The sequence below is a fragment of the Pseudoalteromonas galatheae genome, assembly GCF_005886105.2.
GTDB classification, from domain to species: Bacteria; Pseudomonadota; Gammaproteobacteria; order Enterobacterales; family Alteromonadaceae; genus Pseudoalteromonas; species Pseudoalteromonas galatheae.
Genome location: NZ_PNCO02000001.1, coordinates 2,043,955 through 2,061,789, shown reverse-complemented (window position 1 = coordinate 2,061,789; position 17,835 = coordinate 2,043,955). Strand labels below are relative to the sequence as shown.

The window sequence follows — 17,835 nt, the reverse complement described above, 5'->3', positions numbered from 1 at the left end:
TTCTGTGCTTAAGTGAGCAATGTGACAACTGAGAAGAATCCATTCATAGATGAGATAAACTAATTTATAGGTTTGCGATGTTTACACACTTACCGTCTTTGAATAATGTAAAAACTTTTGCGGTTGCCGCGCATTACTTGAGCTTTAAAGATGCAGCACGAGCACTTAATATCACGCCCACGGCAGTGTCACATCAGATAAAATCTTTGGAATCACAATTAAGAGTCCAGCTCTTTGAGCGCAAAACGCGAGCAGTGCAATTAACGAGGCAAGGAGAGGCACTGGCAAAGGTATGTATTGACTCACTCAATAGATTAGATAATGCGTTTATAGAGTTTATGGAGCCAAAAAACGATTTACTGATTTCATGCTGTAATTCGTTTGCTGCACTTTGGCTTGCACCAAATATGGCTGCCATTAATCGCGCTTTTCCGAATCAAACGGTCACAATCTGCGCAAGTGATCAGCTAATTGACTTAGACAAAGAAAAGCACATTGATATCGCCCTACGCTATGGCAACGCTGAATCAAATTCTAATGAAATCCATCTTATCAAAGAGCAGATAGGGATGTACGCAAGCCCAAATTATCAGCCGCCCAGGCAAGGTAAACCGGTGTTATTTATTACCCATTGGCGAGATGAAAGTGGGCTTAAAAATATTCCTTGCCATGAACACATCGATGAAAGTTTGTATGAGTTACGCTATTTTGAGCAAGAGCACTTTGTCATGCAGGCAGCTGTGGCTGGGCAAGGCATGGCTTTAATGAGCGATGTATTAGCGAGAACAGCTGTTACGCAAGGGTGGTTGTATAAGCAGACAGAATTTAAAGCTTTTGAGGGTTACAGTTATTGGGTCAGGCAGACAACCCACCGAAAGAGCACATTAATTATGGAGCGCTTTACGGCTTGGTTGGCTGAAGCACTAGTTGAGGAAATAACAAAGTAGCAACCTAGTCAGTTGCTACTGCTTAAAGGATATTAGCAAATCCCAGTAATGTTACAAGGCTGTCCGGGACCCGGAGAGGATGCGAAAGTATCTGTCGGCAAACAATCATTTTGTTCTGTCGGTGCGTAACTGCTATCTGGTCCAACAGCACCTCCAGCGATGTTTGGTGTCATATTTGGTGCAAGTTGCTTATTTGACGTTAGTGATTTTAATGCTGTTTTTTTTATTGATAGTTTCATTTTATCTTCCTTAACTCTTGTAACCCTGAATTGGGTACCTCTCTAACGTTGCATAATTGTTGAGTGTTGTAAATTACTTGTTTCTTTGTCGATATTGAAATACAAACTGTTTTTTTAATATGTTCTATACTTCCTTTAGGCTTAAGTCTTTATTCAAACAGTGTTTATCGTTTAGGTGGCGAGGCAATGATAAAAGCTCTACTCATTATTATATGGTTATTCTCATTTTCGTGCTTTAGCGCTGATTATACATTTGCCTTTGTCCCCCAGCAGTCTGCAAATAAGTTAGCCAAGAATTGGCAGCCTATTCTCGATTATCTCAATGATAAAACTGGAGATCACTACACTTTTAAAACCGCTAAAGATATACCCACCTTTGAAGCCCGAGTGCTACAACAAGAATATGATGTGGCATACATGAACCCCTACCACTTTGTAGTGTTTAATGAGCGGGCAGGTTATCAAGCTATCGCTAAGCAAAGAGATAAAATGATCAAAGGGATCATCGTGGTTAAAAAGGGAGCGGGTATTACTGACTTGTCACAGTTGCAAGGAGAAACGCTTGCTTTTCCGGCTCCCGCTGCATTTGCTGCAAGCATTTTGCCCCGTGGGGAGCTGATGAAACAAGGCATTGAGTTTACGCCAAAATATGTTTCATCCCATGATTCCGTTTATCTTAATGTGTCGAGAGGATTTGCCAAGGCAGGGGGCGGTGTAATGCGCACTTTCAACAATGCCGACCCTAAAATTAAATCGCAACTCGACATTCTTTGGACGACGAGGGGTTACACACCACATGCATTCGCCGTAAAAAAAGTAATGCCAGAAGACGCAAGGCAAAGATTAGTTGACGCGTTGCTCTCTCTTGAACTGACTGGAGAAGGAATTCGGCTACTCGAAGCTGTTAATTTCAAAGGCATTATGGCGGCGTCGAATGAGGATTGGCAAGACATAAAAGCATTAGAATTAGAAGCCTTGGTTGGTAAATAGTACACCGATTATTAAGAAGCGCCACGACTGAATGAAAAAAGTATCGTTAAGACTTAAAACTATGATTGGCACTGCCATTATTGAAGCGGTGTTGCTGAGTGCACTCATATTTGTGGTGATTGATTTTATGATGGAGTCTGCAAATGACGCCATGAATAAACGCGCAACAACGACCGCTAGTTTGTTTGCGAGCGCGACAAAGAATGCGGTGTTGTCATACGATTTAGCGACTCTAGATGCCTTTACCAATGAACTATTAAGTAACCCTGATATTCTCTATGTGAAAGTCATCGATGGTGAAAACCAAACTCTTTCTTTTGCAGGTAACGAGCGCTTAAAAGAACGTACATTTGAAGGTGATACGTTAGTTGAAACAGTTACCGACGGTATTTTTGATATTCATGCTGATATTGTTGAGGGTGGGACACTGTTTGGTACCATTCAAATAGGCATAGATATTGGCACCATAAATCGAGCTATGTCAGAGGTAAAACGCTGGACGGTTTCCATCGCGCTGTTTGAAATGGCGTTAGTTGCTATTTTCTCTTATTTTCTCGGTATATATTTAACAACCAATCTGTATATATTGAAAAGCCAAGCAAAATTTATTGCTAGTAATGTCAAAAATGGCGTATTTGATTTCAAATGGAAACCAATACAGAGCAAAGATGAGTTACAAGAGCTGTCTTTGGCCTTTGATGAGTTATCACAAACTTTAGCTGAGGAACATGAGCGTCGAGAACGATATCAACATGATTTGGTTGAGCTAAATAGAAACTTAGAAGAACTGGTAGCACAAAGAACAGAAAAGCTAAATCAACGAAATCATCAACTTGAGGCAACCAATAAAGAACTTGAAGCAGCTCAACAGCAGCTCGTACACTCAGAAAAAATGGCCTCAGTAGGTCAGTTGGCGGCTGGAGTAGCCCATGAAATAAATAATCCCCTAGGATTTGTCACGAGCAACCTCGACGTGATGCGTCATTATCAGAGTGATTACGCAGAGCTTGCAAAACGTGCGATTCAGCTCGGACTTGAACCTGATACACTCACAGCGTTCAATCAGTTCGTTCAAGATAAAGATTTTACTTTTATTAACCGTGATTGTAACGAGCTTATTGATGAATCGATGACGGGGGTACAGAGAGTTTCTGCTATTGTGAATGACCTCAAACAGTTTTCAAGGACAGATACCGTTCAGTTGCAACCTTGCGATATTAATGCCTGTATAAAGACAACGTTAAATCTGGTGGAGAGTAAAATTAAATATCATGCAAAAGTGATCACACAGTTGAATGAAATCCCTCAAGTGCTTGGTAATCAAGGGAAACTAATTCAAGTGTTCACGAATTTACTGATCAATGCGGCTCAGGCACTGGAAAGTGAGGGAGAGATCAGAGTATCGACTAGGCTAGATCATGAGTGTATATTGATCCAAATACAAGATGATGGAATAGGGATCCCCGAAGAAATAAAAAACAAGATATTTGACCCATTTTTTACGACTAAGTCTATTGGTAAGGGGACAGGCTTAGGCCTTTCAATAAGTTATGACATAATTAAAGAGCATGGCGGCGAGCTTTTGGTGAAAAGTGAGGTTGGTGTCGGAAGCTGCTTCACTATTACACTGCCTGTCATGCTCTGAGCTCAAGTAAAGGTTATTTAACATTCAAACATGAAAATTGCCAGCTTCGTCTTTTACCTTGATATAATACCAATTGAATTAATTCTCTAATCAATTTGAAGGGTGAAATAGCATATTAGCTTCGTTAAAAATTTCTCATTTAGAACAACTAAATAGCAAAATTTTTGCCTTGCCTATATGGATATAGGTACCTTAGCGGTAGCAGGACGCGAGAGCGGTGCTACTAAAGCTATTTCCCCGCTTCAAGATAGATCATTTACTTAATACAACTGGTATAACAAACTCTAATTGCTGGACGTCTGAGAAAAGCGTTTTTATATAAACTAATAAATTACTTTCACATCAGTGTATTGGCTATTTGTCTTGTCATGGACCCAGTTTATAAGGAACTGCCCCTCAGTTAGGAACTTTACATCTCATAAGTATTGCAATCTCGTTAAATGGTAATTATTATCATTCTCGATTTTCGCAAGGACTTGCTCGTTGACTTATAAATGATGTATTCACAAGAAATATTACAGTCACTCTCCTCCAATGAATGTGCGCTAAAGCGGTTTTTGACAAGAAAACTTGGCTGCTCAGACACCGCATCAGACATTCTGCAGATAATTGCTGAAAAGCTGTTATTGAAAAAAGTAAAGCGTACAGTGGAAAACCCAACAGCATATTTGTATCGCTCAGCTCACAATGAGGTCATTAATTATATCCGCAGTAAGCAGGTTAGAACTCAGAGCGAAAGCCTGTATATGAAGGTGTATGTCGATAGCCAAATACCCGATATTTCAAAATCCTACATCGACTCATGTGACCTTCGTTGTTTACGTATCGCGTTAGATGAACTGCCTCTGTTAACTCGACAAATATTCTTCATGTACACCATCAATGGTATCAAGCAACGAGATATTGCTGCACAGCTAGCAATTAGTCTTTCAAGTGTGGAAAAGCGTCTCACCGTAGCAATAAAATTTTGTAAAGAGGTTCTATCCCAGTAAGTTCAGACTATGCCTTCGCTACTCGTATTTACAAATATTACGGTTACCTTTTAGCTACGACTTATCTTGAGATATACCGCTGCACTAAAACAGAGTTTGAGAAATTTTTACGGGTTTGCTAACTCGTAGACGTCATAGTGGTGAAATACAAAAATTGGTACATGAAAATAGAGGATGACCATGAAAAGCAACACTTTTAGATTAAATAAGTTTAAGCGTGCGATGAGAATATGTAGACGGAGCTTATTTATTTCTAGCGCAGGACTTATATTGGCAACTGCGAATGTTTATGCCAGTGATACCAAATACCAACTAAATATAGATCCTCAACCGCTCTCTACAGCAATAGCTGAACTGTCTGCTGCAACGCAACAGCAAATCACAGCTGTTGGCGTCACGCTAGCAGAGCAAAGAACAATACGAGTGAAGGGTGACTATACGACAGAAAAGGCACTCGAAATTCTATTAAAAGGAAGCGGGCTTGTTGCAACCAAAGTTGGCGAAAACCGCCTCTTAATCCATAAACTAGACACTTCTCTAACACCCCAAAAGGAAATTGAACGTATTGCGGTGATGGGCAGTTATGTTGTTAATGAACCAATTGATACGGCAACAGGTTTGGGTCTGACATTGCAAGAAACCCCACAAACCGTGAACATAATTACTCGTCAGAGCATTGAAGATCAGGCATTAACTTCTCTAACCGATGTGATTAACAACGCTTCTGGCATTTCGGCCAAAGCCTATGATAGCTCAAGGAATGCGTTTTCGTCTCGAGGTTTCAATGTTGACAACTATCAAATCGATGGCGTGCCAGTACAGTGGAATGGTGCACAGAGTGCTGGGGAGTCACTCACCGACACGGCACTCTATGAACGCATTGAAATCGTGCGAGGAGCAACTGGATTGTTGACTGGCGCAGGAGATCCGTCTGCATCAATTAACTTAGTTCGTAAACACGCAAATTCGAGTGAGCTCAGTGGCAAGGTTATTGCGCGCTTAGGTCGATGGAACAATTATTATGCGAGTTTGGACTTGGGGACAGGGCTAAACGAGAGTGGTTCTATTCGTGGTCGAACAGTTATGGTGCTACAAGAGGGAGACTCTTTTGTTGACTATGAAAAAAAGAGTAAACAGGTCTTTTATGCCACCGTTGATGCAGATTTGTCGAATGCAACCTTACTGCGATTAGGGTATAGCATTCAAGACAATGAACCCAAAGGCTCTCAATGGGGTGGGCTGCCAATATTCCACTCTGATCTCAGCCGTACAGACTTTGATCGTTCAGCTTCAGTGGCCGCAAAATGGAGTAGTTGGGCCAGTACACACAAAACATTTTTTGCAAACCTACATCACAGCTTTAGTAATGGATGGGAGTTGGTTGCCCATGCGAATAAAAATGTCAGCACTGCGGATATGTATTTACTGTGGGTATCCGGGCTTCCTCATCCTGTGACGGGAAGCGGGATGACTGCTTCTGCATCGCGGCTAGAAAATGAAAGAGAGCAGGTTGACTTTGGTGTCAGGTTACAAGGCATGTACTCTTTGTTTGACCGTGAACATGAATTTGTACTTGGGGCTGCTAAGAGCGATCAAGACTTTGTATATTATGGCTTTGAAGGCGGTGGTAGTAAAACTGCCAAACCGGTCATGAACTTTTTTGAGTGGAACGGAGAATTTGACCAGCCAGATTGGGGCCAAAAATACACCAGCCAAGATTACACTACGGAGCAAACAGGTTACTTTGCTGCGACACGGATACATTTGAGCGATAAGTTTAAGGCAATTGTTGGTGCACGGTTAGCGAGTTGGAATAGGCAGGGGGTCTCCTACGGTAAAGACCAAGACTATGGCGACGATGACGTATTTATTCCCTATGCGGGGCTGCTATATAGCTTAACTGACAGTCATACAATTTATACAAGTTATACTGAAATTTTTAAGCCGCAGAATGCGGTTGACGCTGATGACAATTACTTAGATCCTCTCACTGGGATCAATTATGAAATTGGTTTAAAAAGCACTTATTTCAATGATGCGTTACATACCAATATAACTTACTTTCAAACACAACAAGAGAATTTAGCGGTTGTTGACCCTGATTTTGTTCCACGTCCTGATAAGTTAGCTGCATACAAGGAAGCGGATGGCGTTGAAAGTGACGGCTACGAGCTCGAAGTGGTTGGTCAGATCATGGATGGCTGGAAGATCAATGCCAATTATACCGCATTCGAAGCAACCGCTGAAGATAGTAGCGGCACATCAAATACGGTTAATACCCGATTTCCTCGAAAAATATTTAGGCTATTCAATACCTTTGAATATAACCAATTTACATTGGGTGCAGGTATCTCTTGGGAAGGTGAAAACTACACTGACATAAAATCACCATTAGGTAATGTACGAGTTGAACAGCCTTCCTATTCACTTATCAATTTAATGGCTAGATACCAACATAATGAGGCGCTATCAGTACAATTAAACGTTGATAATGCCTTTGATAAAGAATATTACAGTCAGATCGGCTTCTACTCGCAGCTAGCATATGGTGAGCCAAGAAATATTAGTTTGAGTCTGCATTACAAACTATAAATTTGAATTCCATGTGTGATGGAAGAAGAAAGGTATAGAGCTAGAAATAGCTCCATACCTTATCATTAGTAAACACGCGAATACGATGTCTATCAGGGTCTAATACGACAAAACTAGCGCCATATACCTCGGCTTGCGGGACCTGAGCAAACTCAATATCTAGTAATTTCCATGTATCGTATAAAGCCAAAAACGCCTCTTGGCTTGGTTGCATAATAGAGATTTCAGAACCGCCCCCGGTAATGCAACTTGGCGGTGTAAGGGCTGTGTTTTGTTTAAGTGCAATGGAGACGTTGTGCGCACACTTAATAGAAACAAAAGTTGGAGAAAGTTGCGCTGCCTCAGATTGAAATAGCTGTCTATAAAACGCTTCGCTTAGCTTGATATCACTTACATATAGCACCAAAGAATCAATGGTGATCATCATGGAATTCCATCATTTTTTTAAAAGTTGCAGCTAAGATACGCTCTCAGTGTGTCTGTTATTGTCAGTAGCTTTACGCTGAGTTCAATACGGGAGTTTGAGCATTTAATCGAGATAGATAGTCCCATATCCCTTTAACTTCATGTTATTAACGCTTAAAGTAATCTCGCACACTGTCTATCGGTGTGTAGAGCAATGTGAAACTGGTGTTTTTAACAAAAAGGAAAGGTTGTATGGTTACTTGCTACTTAAAATACGTTGTTGACTCGACAAAAATCGCTGACTTTGAGAAATATGCCAAAATGTGGATCCCACTCGTCAATCGCTTTGGTGGGCAGCATAATGGTTACTTTTTACCATCGGAAGGCGCAAGTAATATCGCCTTGGCATTATTCACTTTTCCAAGTTTGGCGGCTTATGAAACGTATCGCATCGGATCGTTTCAAGATGCACAATGTCAGGCTGCAATTAAATTTGCAGAAGATACTGGTTGCATAATCAGCTATGAACGCAGCTTCTTTAGACCTGTGTTTGAATAAAGATGTGTAAATGGAGCTGAACATCCTATGCAACTAGATATTTCTGACAATCTCAAACTACAAAACCTTGCAGTGAGGCATGCAAAACCATTATTTGATTGCGTACAAAGTAGTCGTGAAAGTTTACAAAACGTACTGCCATGGGTTGCAGCATTACATACAGAGGCTGATGCAGAACGATACATAGACACGCGTATAAACAACCAAGTCGGCGGAGTTTGGTCTGCGATAGAGTTTAATCGCGAGTTCTGTGGTGTGTTTGGGATTAAATATATGGATGCTCAAACACAAACCGCCGAAATCGGCTATTGGCTTGGCGAAAAAGCAAGAGGCAACGGTTTAATCGGACAAGTGCTTGAGCAGGTTATAGCCAAGCTTCGAGAGGTAAGCGATATTACAACTGTGGAGTTTCAATGTTTACAGTCAAATATTGCAAGCCAGCGGATCATTGAAAAAATAGGCGGTCAGTTTGTTGAGTCCTGTGTCAATGATTTGGGTGTAGCAAATGACGAGTCGTTGTATATTTATCGATTAGTACTCTAACTCATCTATTTGACGGAATGAGCGCATACATTATTATGCGCTCGACTGGTTAGTTTACCTCACACTTAGCAGGCACAGCTCGGCTTCGTAGGGTAGTGATGATAATTTGCGGTAATAGCGGCATTACAATCATGCCAACCATTAAGCTATATTGAAGCGGCGTGAACGTCTCGCCCAGTAGCACCAGCCCTGTCAAAATACCCGCAATCGGATTTGCAATACCACCAAAGGTAAAGTCCACCACAGACATACGCTGTAGTAACCATACGTACAAGCTATAGCCCAGCGCAGTGTTAAGGAGCACAACCCATAATATGCCGCTGAGATTAGTCATCGAAAAATTGTTAATGGCCGCAATATACTTCGTTGGTGCGACAACACCGTGAATACCAAACAAAAGCGTGAGAATAACGCCGCCAATAATGAGTTGCCAAGTTAACACTGTCCACCAGTGCATGCGATCACCAAGAGACTTAGTGATTGAGCTGCCGATCACGATACAGGTTATTGCCGCAAGTATTGCCGCTAAACCAAGAGGGTTTAAACTCAGTGAACTCGGATCAAATAGCAACCAGGCCAACACAATAAGCGCCGCACCGCATAACGCTTGCACCAATCCTGGGCGTTGCTTATTGACCAACCAATGGTAAAGCATAGCGAATACCGGCACAGACACCATGCCCACGCTCGATATGGCAGACGGTAGCGTTAACGACATCACGAAGATCATGCTAAAAAAGGCCGCGATATTAATCGCCCCAAGGCCGCATAGTATTTTCCAGTCTGCTTTTTTTGGCAAACTCGGCTTAACTGCAAGCAAAATAAGCCCTGCCGGAAGCGCTCTAATAGCGCCAAGTAAAAGAGGCGGCCAGTCCGCAAGGGTGTATTGTGTCACCGCGTACGTGGTGCCCCATAAAAATGCAGGGATCATCGCGAGGAGTATATTCACATTAATTATCTTCATGTTGAGATACTTTGCGGTAAGGTATTACTAAAAACACTTTTTGTAAAGTATCTTTATGTTAAGATATTTCTTTACAAAGTTTGTTGTCGGGGCAAATATTAATGGATGCGATTGATAGAGTACAAGAGCAGTGGGCTCGCGAAAAACCACAGTTAGAAACAACGCCCATGGCGATAATGGGTCGCTTAGTGCGCATAGCTAAACATATGGAAGCCGAAGTTGAAAAGCTACATAAGCAATACGGCTTAAATTTGGGTGAGTTTGATGTGTTAGCTACCTTGCGCCGCAGCGGCAAGCCATTTCGCTTAACCCCATCAGAGCTATTTAAAACCATGCTACTCACCTCTGGCGCGATGACCAATCGATTAGACAAGCTAGCAGCAAAAGGCCTTATTAAACGTGAGCATTGTATAGAAGATCGCCGCAGTGTAACGGTGGAATTGACAGCAGAAGGCCTCGCCCTGATTGAAAAGCTGATTGAGCCGCATATCGCCATTCAAGCCCAATTGGTTGAAGGGATGAGTAAAGAGCAGCAAACCTTGTTAAATGGTGAGTTAAAAGCGTGGTTAACGCAATTTGAGTGAGGATGTAAACAGTCTCGTAATATGTCGGTTAGGTTGGAATAAGTGAAGCACCACTTAAGGTGCTTTATCGTGCGAATAGTCTTGTGGAAGGCGGTTTACCCGCCGAGAAGTTATGTTTTCGAGCTATTGTCGATGATGAGTTTGCGGGCGACCACTTCGAGTTGACTAATGAGTATAGCCCTCCTTGGCTAATATCAAAGCGCATCCATGCGCTCCTCGTTCATTCTTTTAAAACGACAAAAAAGAACGAACCAAGAAAACGTCGTCCCAGCATCACACTCAATCCTCAAATCCTAAGCCGATATAATGCAACCGTCTTGTAAGGCACGTCCCTGTACCAGACAAGACTTGGCCGACATCCTGTCGGCACATTGCATATCGGCTTATGCTTTTCGGGTGTGATGGAGGGGGGATAAGTTGCTTGTATGATCTTCTATAGTTTTAGCAATTAAGCTGCTTGCAGGTATTGCAAAAACTATCAGCGTAGCATCTCTTCTAATCCGCAGTGTAAATAGTTTTGTGGAAGGAGCTTCACCCGCCGAGAGGTTGTGTTTTCAAGCTATTGTCGATGATGAGTTTGCGGGCGACCACTTCGAGTTGACTAATGAGTATAGCCCTCCTTGGCTAATATCAAAGCGCATCCATGCGCTCCTCGTTCATTCTTTTAAAACGACAAAAAAGAACGAACCAAGAAAACGTCGCCCCGACATCACACTTAAACCTCAAATCCTAAGCCGATATAGTGCAACCGCCTTGTAAGGCACGTCCCTGTGCCAGACAAGACTTGGCCGACATCCTGTCGGCACATTGCATATCGGCTGATGCTTTTCGGGTGTGATGGAGGGGGAACAAGTTGTCTGTTAGCTGTTCACAAAGCCATTAGCAACATAGTTGTTTGCAAGCACCACAAGAATCTAGCAGCACCTTGTATCTCCCTCATCACACCCGAAAGTAAATTGCCAATGAGTCATTTCAGCGCATGGATGCGTGAAAAGCGGTGACAGGGCCATGGATGGGCGTCGAAACCAGTCAGGAGGACGGGCTGACTTTACGATAAATTTCGAGCTATCAGCCGTTAGCACAATAAATCTCCATGTTTAATATCAAAGCGCATCCATGCGCTTCTCGTTCATTCTTTTGAAACGACGCAAAAGAGCGAACCAAGAAAACGTCGCCCCAGCATCACACATAATCCTCAAATCCTGAGCCGATATAATGCAACCGTCTTGTAAGGCACGTCCCTGTGTCAGACAAGACTTGGCCGACATCCTGTCGGCACATTGCATATCGGCTTATGCTTTTCGGGTGTGATGGAGGGGGAAGAAGCTGCATGTGAGATCTTCTACGGTTTTAGCGATTAAGCTGCTTGCACGGTTAGCGCGGTATGTCTCTAAATTCGGAGTATAAATATTTTTGTGGGAGGTGGTTTACCCGCCGAGAAGTTATGTTTTCGAACTATTGTCGATGATGAGTTTGCGGGCGACCACTTCGAGTTGACTAATGAGTTGAGCCTTCCTTGGCTAATATCAAAGCGCATCCATGCGCTCCTCGTTCATTCTTTTAAAACGACAAAAAAGAACGAACCAAGAAAACGTCGCCCCGACATCACACTTAAACCTCAAATCCTAAGCCGACATCCTGTCGGCACATAACATATCGGCTTATGCTTTTCGGGTGTGGTGGAGGGAGAATAAGTCGCCTGTGGATTTCCACTTTCTTAATGGCGATAGACTCGTTTACAAATTCAGAAAATTGAGGCTCCAGCCTCACAGTGTGAATAGTTCTGGGCACCCGCCGAGAAGTATGTTTTTCAGGTGTGACGAAGGAGAATAAGTTGCATGTGAGATCTTCTATGACTTTACAGTAAACCCCAAACAAAAAAGCCACCTTGTTGAGGTGGCTTAGTCAAACTTGTATCCGATTATTTATGCTTTACTGCCCACAGATGCAGTAGTTCGTGTGCAATGGTGGCGGCGGCGATTGCGGTGAGCTCGCTTTGGTCGTAGGAAGGGGAGACTTCTACTACGTCCATGCCTATCATGTTTAGCCCTTGCAATGCGCGTAAAATCTTCAGCACTTTGTCGCTGGTGAGACCGCCGCATACTGGGGTGCCGGTGCCGGGTGCGAATGCTGGGTCTAGACAGTCGATATCAAAGGTTAAATACACCGGCAAGTCGCCGACGCGTGCTTTGATCTGCGCAGCTATTTCTTCAGCGCTTAAGTCATTTGCTGCCATAGCATCAATTACGCCAAACTCGTGGCCTTGCTCTGTGTACTCGGTTCTAATGCCAATTTGCATTGAATGCTCTGGGCTTATTAAGCCCTCAATTGGAGCATGATAGAACATAGTACCGTGGTCATAGCGTGAACCTTGGCTGTACGTGTCTGTGTGCGCATCAAAATGTACGAGTGCCATTTTGCCGTGAATTTGCTGGTGAGCACGCAGTAATGGCAGTGTTACAAAGTGATCGCCACCTAGGCTTAATAGCGTTTTGCCTTGCTGCAAAATTTGCAGAGCGGCTAACTCGAGTTGCGCAGTGAAATACTCAGGATCGCCAACTGGGTATGTGAAATCGCCAGCGTCTTGTAGTTTTATTTTGTCCCACAATGCAAATGACCAAGGGTATTTTTTACTTTCCCAAGCTAAATGCACGGATGCGCGACGGATCGCATCTGGACCCAAGCGTGCGCCTGGGCGTCCAGAGGTTGCCAAATCAAATGGCAAGCCAAGTACCACAACGTCTGCATCAATATCTGTGATATTGCGTACCATTGGCTGACGTAAAAACGTCATGCCGTTGGAGTACAGAGAATGATCGGTGTGATCGAATAAATGGCTCATGGGTTAAAAATCTTCCAAATAAGTATAGCCGTCAAGGCCGGTTTCAAGCTCTGCTAGGCAGGTTGCTTGCTCTTCAAGCGGTAGTTTGCTTTCAACAAGGTTGGCAAAGTTACGCTTAAATTGTTCAACATCAAGGTGTACATAACGCATCATATCGGCAACGGTGTCGCCTGCATCGATATTACCCAGCGATAGCTCACCCTGATCGTCTAATGTGGCTACAACGGTGTGAGTGTCGCCAAATAGATTGTGCATGTCACCTAAAATCTCTTGGTATGCACCCACCAAGAAAAATCCCAGTAAATAGGGTTTATCTTTGCAAAACTCAGGTACAGGCAATGTTGCTTCAATACCTTGGCCATCCACATAATGCTCCACCGTACCGTCAGAATCACAGGTAATATCCAGCAATACCGCGCGGCGCTTTGGTGCTTCTGTTAATCCGCTAAGTGGCAATACAGGGAATACCTGTTCAATCCCCCAAGCGTCAGGCAAAGATTGAAATAGCGAGAAATTCACAAAGAATTTATCCGCAAGCTTAGCACTGAGTTCGTCAATAATTGGGCGATGGAAACGGTTTTTGTTGTCCATACGCTTGTTTAGCTCATAACAAACACGCAGATTTACTTGCTCCGCCCAAGCTCTTTGCTCAAGACTTAATAGGCCCATCGCAAATTGGCTGTGTACTTCTGCCAAGTCGCCTTGCGTATCATGAAAAATTTCAATCAACGCACGGTCATCACTCTGCTCGTTGAGTGCCTGCCAAGACGTCCACATATTGTGTAGCAGTCTTGGAGCTTCACTCACTGGTGCAGTTATCTCTTCTACTTGGTAGCTTTCGGTGCCAATCACATCGGTGATTAATACCGCATGATGGGCAGTTAACGCACGACCCGACTCAGAGATAATCTTTGGCATTGGCTGATTGTATTGCTTACAGGTATCGCCTACGGTGTAAACGATGTTGTTTGCATATTCAGCTAAGCTGTAGTTCATTGAGTTGGACGACTGGCTGCGCGTTCCATCGTAATCTACTGCAAGCCCGCCACCTACGTCTAAATTCAACAGGTTTGCACCTAAACGGCGTAATTCGCAGTAGAATCTAGCGGCTTCACCCACACCAACGCGCACGTCACGAATGTTGGCCATTTGCGAGCCTAAGTGAAAGTGCACCAGTTGCAGCGCGTCTAGCATGTCAGCGTGCTTTAATTGGTTAACAACCGTAAGCACTTGCGATGCAGACAGGCCAAATTTGGACTTTTCGCCGCCGCTTGCTTGCCATTTGCCTTTACCTTGTGATGCCAAACGAATGCGTAAGCCTAAGCGTGGTTTCACGTTTAGTGCTTTGGCTTCTGCCATCACGATGTCGAGCTCAGAACGTTTTTCTAAAACGATATAAACTTGATGACCTAATTTTTCACCGATAAGTGCAAGACGGACATATTCTCTGTCTTTGTAGCCGTTACACACGATCACTGCGCTGGTCTTTTCACTGAGCGCCAATACAGTAAGTAACTCAGCTTTACTGCCAGCCTCTAAGCCAAGCTGTTTTTTATCACTTGCCGCTTGGCTTGCAATCAGCCCCTCAATGACTTCTTTTTGTTGGTTTACTTTAATTGGGTAAACCAATAAATAATCTTCTGGGTAGCTGTAATCAGTAATCGCCTGATTAAACGCACCAACAATATTATGTACACGCTGCTCTAAAATTTGTGGAAAACGTACTAGCGCAGGTAGGGTATAACCCTCAGATTTAATTTGTTGTGCAATGTTTGTCAGAGTTACGGCGTGCTGTGGTTGCTGTTGGTTCGGCATCGCAGTAACCTCTCCCTGATCATTAATACCAAAGAAGCCTTGGCTCCAGTGGCGCACGTTGTAGCATTCACGTGCTTGCTCAGAAGAGATAAATTTGGTCATTCAAGTTCCTTAACATAAGTTAGAGTTCAGCCTGCAGTGCGCCATCATTGGCGGCTACTCACTGAGTGAAAGGTCTTATTAATTTTCGCGCATTAGACACAAATAGAGAGTCTCAGTCTAATGAGTTATTTTGCTCGTCAAGAGTGACAAATCTTACCCTCGGTTTAGTTGCGATATAACGTGAATTAAGTGAGAGTAAACAAGAAGTAGTAATTTCTATTCTCATGGTTATTTCTAGCTAACGTTCCATCAATACGCAAGGTTTGCTTCAATGACAATCAATCTTATTTATATCGTTTTAGGCTTATCACTCTTGGTCTTTGGTGCTGACCGTTTAGTCGCGGGTGCCTCTAAGCTAGCTGCAAGTTTTAATGTTCCAAGCGTCTTGATTGGGTTAACGATAGTGTCATTTGGTACTAGTGCTCCTGAGCTTACTGTCAGTATTCAGTCAGCAGTTACGGGGCAAGGTAGTCTCGCTTTTGCTAATGTGTTAGGCAGCAATACCTTTAATATTCTGTTTATACTCGGTGTATCTGCACTGATAGCGCCACTGGTAGTTTCACAAGAATTAGTGAAACGAGATATTCCAATGCTAGTGATCGCCAGTTTTATTGTCACTGCATTAGTCTGGGATGGCAGGCTCAGTCAGTTAGACGCAGCATTATTGTGCTCGCTTTTGTTATTTTATGTCGTTTATTTGTTTACCCAAGGCCGCGTGCTTAGTAATAAGAATAATGAACCGACGCCATCACAACAACCAAACCGTTGGCGTGAGCGCGCAGTTAGCATGCTGCTATTTATCGTAGGGCTTGGCTTGTTAATCCTTGGTGCAAAACTTATGGTGGATAATGCGGTGCAACTAGCCCGTGCTTTAGCAGTGGATGAAGTAATGATTGGCTTAACTATTATTGCTATTGGCACGTCGCTACCAGAAGTGGTTACCTCAATCATGGCGAGTATAAAAGGGCATGCTGATATTGCGGTAGGCAATGTTATTGGTAGTAATTTATTCAATTCATTGGGTGTACTTGGCGTGACAGGACTTATCAGCGCCACTCCTTTAGAAGTGACAAGCCGTATGCTGAGTATTGATATTTCAGTCATGATCGTTGCAACGATACTTTGTACGCCATTACTTATTTCTGGGTTAATGCTCAGTCGCAAAGAGGGAGGCATCTTATTTATAGGCTACGTCGCATACTTTGTTTACACTTTGATATAATAAAGTTTCAGAAGTTTCTGAAACTTTATTGAATTCATTAAAAGAATTGCTTAGTATGTTTTTGGAGCAAACAATAAATGAGAAAGGACAATGAAAATAATAACATCAGCAGTACTCGGGCTCGTCGCTTGTAGTTCAGTGGCCAGCGCCAACCAATCAGTTCATGAGCACAATTATCAATATGTGGAAATAAACGGCAACAAACTTGCCTATGCTTGCAAAGGAGAGGGCGAAACAACGGCACTTTTACTTGCTGGAATGGGCCTTGATGCTCATGAAACCTACAAAAACACCATTCATAACATAAATCCAAAAGGCTATCGCTTATGTTTTTATGATAGAGCGGGCACCGGAAAAAGCACTTTTGCCAAGCCTCGAGTACGGACTATGTTGGAGCTTACACAAGAGCTTGAGGCATTCACTCAAGCCACTAAAATGGATAATTTGGTACTTGTACCTCACTCTTTTGGTGGTTTTGTAGCAAGAGCCTATGCCAACCGAAACCCTGAAAAAGTGAAAGGGATGGTACTTATTGATATCGCTCATGAGTCTTGGTATCACAATATGAAAAGTAAGATGTCCAAAGAAGCATGGAAGATCATGGATTGGATCGTCAACTGGGAGAGAGATACTCATTCACTAGAAGATTTGGAAGAAGCTTCTGCCCATACAGAGATGTATAAAATTAACCGGAAAATGCCAGTTACGATACTGTCGCGTGGGATCCCTCATGTGACTATCCGCTCTACCGGCATGAGTTATGCTGATGTTGATGTTTATACTCAAACGTCAAAAGATTCCCAGATAAAACTGCAAGAAATTGGTGACAATGTCACCTCTGTTACCATGAAATACGCTTCTCACCTATTTGATGAGACAGATCCATTTATTGCCATTAAATATATTGAAGAAATGGTGAATAAGGTACAATAATATTTTTTAACTTGAAAGGTTAGTGGTTATAATGCCGCTAACCTAACGAGCAATAATAAAAAATAAAATCGATGTTTTCTCACCATATAAATAGCTCAAAAATTACTACCTTCTTATTAGCATGCGCGGGAATAGCTGGGTTTGTATTATTTCTATTGGGCGTATTTAGCGCCCCAGAATGGACCTTAATTCTAGACTTTACTGCTAGCTTTTTGTGTTTATTCGTCGCGTTTAAGTTATATCAAAAGCAACTCAGGGCCTTAAATTGGGCAGCAGTGCTGGGCGCGCTTATGTCCATTGGCGTAGTTGTCAATGATACGCTAATCCAATTTTCATCAGGACTGTTGTTAACGGTTCAGTTGAATCTAGAAACCATTGCAGTAAAAATCAACTTGCTTGGTTTGATTATCATCACGACTGCGCTCAGGGCAAAAATAAAGCTAGCTAATTCAAAGGAATAAT

Annotated in this window: 16 protein-coding genes; 11 read left to right on the top strand and 5 right to left on the bottom strand. The window is 42.8% G+C overall.

Features of this window, described 5'->3' with window-relative positions; all coding sequences use genetic code 11:
* The first annotated feature begins 77 nt into the window (after nucleotides 1–77).
* Complete coding sequence (locus CWC29_RS09065) at nucleotides 78–947, top strand: LysR family transcriptional regulator (protein ID WP_128726278.1); 870 nt, start codon at nucleotides 78–80, stop codon at nucleotides 945–947.
* A gap of 32 nt (nucleotides 948–979) precedes the next feature.
* Here CWC29_RS09065 and CWC29_RS09060 read toward each other — a convergent pair whose 3' ends face one another.
* The gene (locus CWC29_RS09060) at nucleotides 980–1,186 is read right to left on the bottom strand and encodes a hypothetical protein (RefSeq protein WP_128726279.1); all 207 of its coding nucleotides are present in this window, start codon (nucleotides 1,184–1,186) and stop codon (nucleotides 980–982) included.
* Between the two features lie 186 nt (nucleotides 1,187–1,372).
* Here CWC29_RS09060 and CWC29_RS09055 point away from each other — a divergent pair, with 186 nt between their 5' ends.
* The 4 genes from CWC29_RS09055 (at nucleotide 1,373) to CWC29_RS09040 (ending at nucleotide 7,405) form a co-directional block, all read left to right on the top strand.
* Nucleotides 1,373–2,176, top strand: coding sequence for a PhnD/SsuA/transferrin family substrate-binding protein (locus tag CWC29_RS09055; RefSeq protein WP_128726280.1), 804 nt, complete (start codon nucleotides 1,373–1,375; stop codon nucleotides 2,174–2,176).
* Nucleotides 2,177–2,207: 31 nt separating this feature from the next.
* Nucleotides 2,208–3,821, top strand: a complete 1,614-nt coding sequence (locus CWC29_RS09050) for a sensor histidine kinase (protein WP_235956555.1) — start codon at nucleotides 2,208–2,210, stop codon at nucleotides 3,819–3,821.
* A 494-nt stretch (nucleotides 3,822–4,315) separates the two neighbouring features.
* The gene (locus CWC29_RS09045; RefSeq protein ID WP_138523577.1) at nucleotides 4,316–4,813 is read left to right on the top strand and encodes an RNA polymerase sigma factor; all 498 of its coding nucleotides are present in this window, start codon (nucleotides 4,316–4,318) and stop codon (nucleotides 4,811–4,813) included.
* Between the two features lie 180 nt (nucleotides 4,814–4,993).
* On the top strand, nucleotides 4,994–7,405 hold the full coding sequence (locus CWC29_RS09040; RefSeq protein WP_128726282.1) for a TonB-dependent siderophore receptor: 2,412 nt from the start codon (nucleotides 4,994–4,996) through the stop codon (nucleotides 7,403–7,405).
* A 40-nt stretch (nucleotides 7,406–7,445) separates the two neighbouring features.
* Here CWC29_RS09040 and CWC29_RS09035 read toward each other — a convergent pair whose 3' ends face one another.
* Nucleotides 7,446–7,832: a VOC family protein gene (locus CWC29_RS09035; protein ID WP_235956554.1), complete on the bottom strand. Its 387-nt coding sequence runs from the start codon at nucleotides 7,830–7,832 to the stop codon at nucleotides 7,446–7,448.
* 230 nt (nucleotides 7,833–8,062) lie between these two features.
* Between CWC29_RS09035 and CWC29_RS09030 the strand changes: the two genes are divergently transcribed.
* Nucleotides 8,063–8,368, top strand: a complete 306-nt coding sequence (locus CWC29_RS09030) for an NIPSNAP family protein (RefSeq protein ID WP_138523575.1) — start codon at nucleotides 8,063–8,065, stop codon at nucleotides 8,366–8,368.
* A 27-nt stretch (nucleotides 8,369–8,395) separates the two neighbouring features.
* Complete coding sequence (locus tag CWC29_RS09025; RefSeq protein WP_138523573.1) at nucleotides 8,396–8,911, top strand: GNAT family N-acetyltransferase; 516 nt, start codon at nucleotides 8,396–8,398, stop codon at nucleotides 8,909–8,911.
* 49 nt (nucleotides 8,912–8,960) lie between these two features.
* Here CWC29_RS09025 and CWC29_RS09020 read toward each other — a convergent pair whose 3' ends face one another.
* The gene (locus CWC29_RS09020) at nucleotides 8,961–9,860 is read right to left on the bottom strand and encodes a DMT family transporter (RefSeq protein ID WP_239966360.1); all 900 of its coding nucleotides are present in this window, start codon (nucleotides 9,858–9,860) and stop codon (nucleotides 8,961–8,963) included.
* A 116-nt stretch (nucleotides 9,861–9,976) separates the two neighbouring features.
* On the opposite strand from CWC29_RS09020, the gene CWC29_RS09015 reads away from it, so the two are divergent.
* Nucleotides 9,977–10,459, top strand: coding sequence for a MarR family winged helix-turn-helix transcriptional regulator (locus CWC29_RS09015; RefSeq protein ID WP_045962358.1), 483 nt, complete (start codon nucleotides 9,977–9,979; stop codon nucleotides 10,457–10,459).
* Between the two features lie 1,921 nt (nucleotides 10,460–12,380).
* On the opposite strand, the gene speB is transcribed toward CWC29_RS09015, so the two are convergent.
* Both speB and speA read right to left on the bottom strand, forming a co-directional pair.
* Nucleotides 12,381–13,301: an agmatinase gene (gene speB, locus CWC29_RS09010; protein ID WP_010604538.1), complete on the bottom strand. Its 921-nt coding sequence runs from the start codon at nucleotides 13,299–13,301 to the stop codon at nucleotides 12,381–12,383.
* A 3-nt stretch (nucleotides 13,302–13,304) separates the two neighbouring features.
* Nucleotides 13,305–15,218 (bottom strand): biosynthetic arginine decarboxylase, encoded by a 1,914-nt coding sequence (gene speA / locus CWC29_RS09005; RefSeq protein WP_138521499.1) that lies wholly within the window; start codon nucleotides 15,216–15,218, stop codon nucleotides 13,305–13,307.
* Nucleotides 15,219–15,489: 271 nt separating this feature from the next.
* Here speA and CWC29_RS09000 point away from each other — a divergent pair, with 271 nt between their 5' ends.
* The 3 genes from CWC29_RS09000 (at nucleotide 15,490) to CWC29_RS23710 (ending at nucleotide 17,834) form a co-directional block, all read left to right on the top strand.
* Nucleotides 15,490–16,440 carry a calcium/sodium antiporter gene (locus tag CWC29_RS09000; RefSeq protein WP_138521501.1) on the top strand — a complete coding sequence of 317 codons (951 nt, stop codon included), beginning with the start codon at nucleotides 15,490–15,492 and terminating at the stop codon, nucleotides 16,438–16,440.
* Between the two features lie 90 nt (nucleotides 16,441–16,530).
* Nucleotides 16,531–17,373 carry an alpha/beta fold hydrolase gene (locus CWC29_RS08995; protein ID WP_128726290.1) on the top strand — a complete coding sequence of 281 codons (843 nt, stop codon included), beginning with the start codon at nucleotides 16,531–16,533 and terminating at the stop codon, nucleotides 17,371–17,373.
* A gap of 290 nt (nucleotides 17,374–17,663) precedes the next feature.
* The gene (locus CWC29_RS23710; protein ID WP_235956553.1) at nucleotides 17,664–17,834 is read left to right on the top strand and encodes a hypothetical protein; all 171 of its coding nucleotides are present in this window, start codon (nucleotides 17,664–17,666) and stop codon (nucleotides 17,832–17,834) included.
* Nucleotide 17,835: the final 1 nt, after the last annotated feature.

Coding starts and splice junctions, on each gene's coding strand:
- CWC29_RS09065 (WP_128726278.1), top strand. CDS start 78: ATGTTTACACACTTACCGTCTTTGAATAATGTAAAAACTTTTGCGGTT.
- CWC29_RS09060 (WP_128726279.1), bottom strand. CDS start 1,186: ATGAAACTATCAATAAAAAAAACAGCATTAAAATCACTAACGTCAAAT.
- CWC29_RS09055 (WP_128726280.1), top strand. CDS start 1,373: ATGATAAAAGCTCTACTCATTATTATATGGTTATTCTCATTTTCGTGC.
- CWC29_RS09050 (WP_235956555.1), top strand. CDS start 2,208: ATGAAAAAAGTATCGTTAAGACTTAAAACTATGATTGGCACTGCCATT.
- CWC29_RS09045 (WP_138523577.1), top strand. CDS start 4,316: ATGATGTATTCACAAGAAATATTACAGTCACTCTCCTCCAATGAATGT.
- CWC29_RS09040 (WP_128726282.1), top strand. CDS start 4,994: ATGAAAAGCAACACTTTTAGATTAAATAAGTTTAAGCGTGCGATGAGA.
- CWC29_RS09035 (WP_235956554.1), bottom strand. CDS start 7,832: ATGATGATCACCATTGATTCTTTGGTGCTATATGTAAGTGATATCAAG.
- CWC29_RS09030 (WP_138523575.1), top strand. CDS start 8,063: ATGGTTACTTGCTACTTAAAATACGTTGTTGACTCGACAAAAATCGCT.
- CWC29_RS09025 (WP_138523573.1), top strand. CDS start 8,396: ATGCAACTAGATATTTCTGACAATCTCAAACTACAAAACCTTGCAGTG.
- CWC29_RS09015 (WP_045962358.1), top strand. CDS start 9,977: ATGGATGCGATTGATAGAGTACAAGAGCAGTGGGCTCGCGAAAAACCA.
- speB (WP_010604538.1), bottom strand. CDS start 13,301: ATGAGCCATTTATTCGATCACACCGATCATTCTCTGTACTCCAACGGC.
- speA (WP_138521499.1), bottom strand. CDS start 15,218: ATGACCAAATTTATCTCTTCTGAGCAAGCACGTGAATGCTACAACGTG.
- CWC29_RS09000 (WP_138521501.1), top strand. CDS start 15,490: ATGACAATCAATCTTATTTATATCGTTTTAGGCTTATCACTCTTGGTC.
- CWC29_RS08995 (WP_128726290.1), top strand. CDS start 16,531: ATGAAAATAATAACATCAGCAGTACTCGGGCTCGTCGCTTGTAGTTCA.
- CWC29_RS23710 (WP_235956553.1), top strand. CDS start 17,664: ATGTCCATTGGCGTAGTTGTCAATGATACGCTAATCCAATTTTCATCA.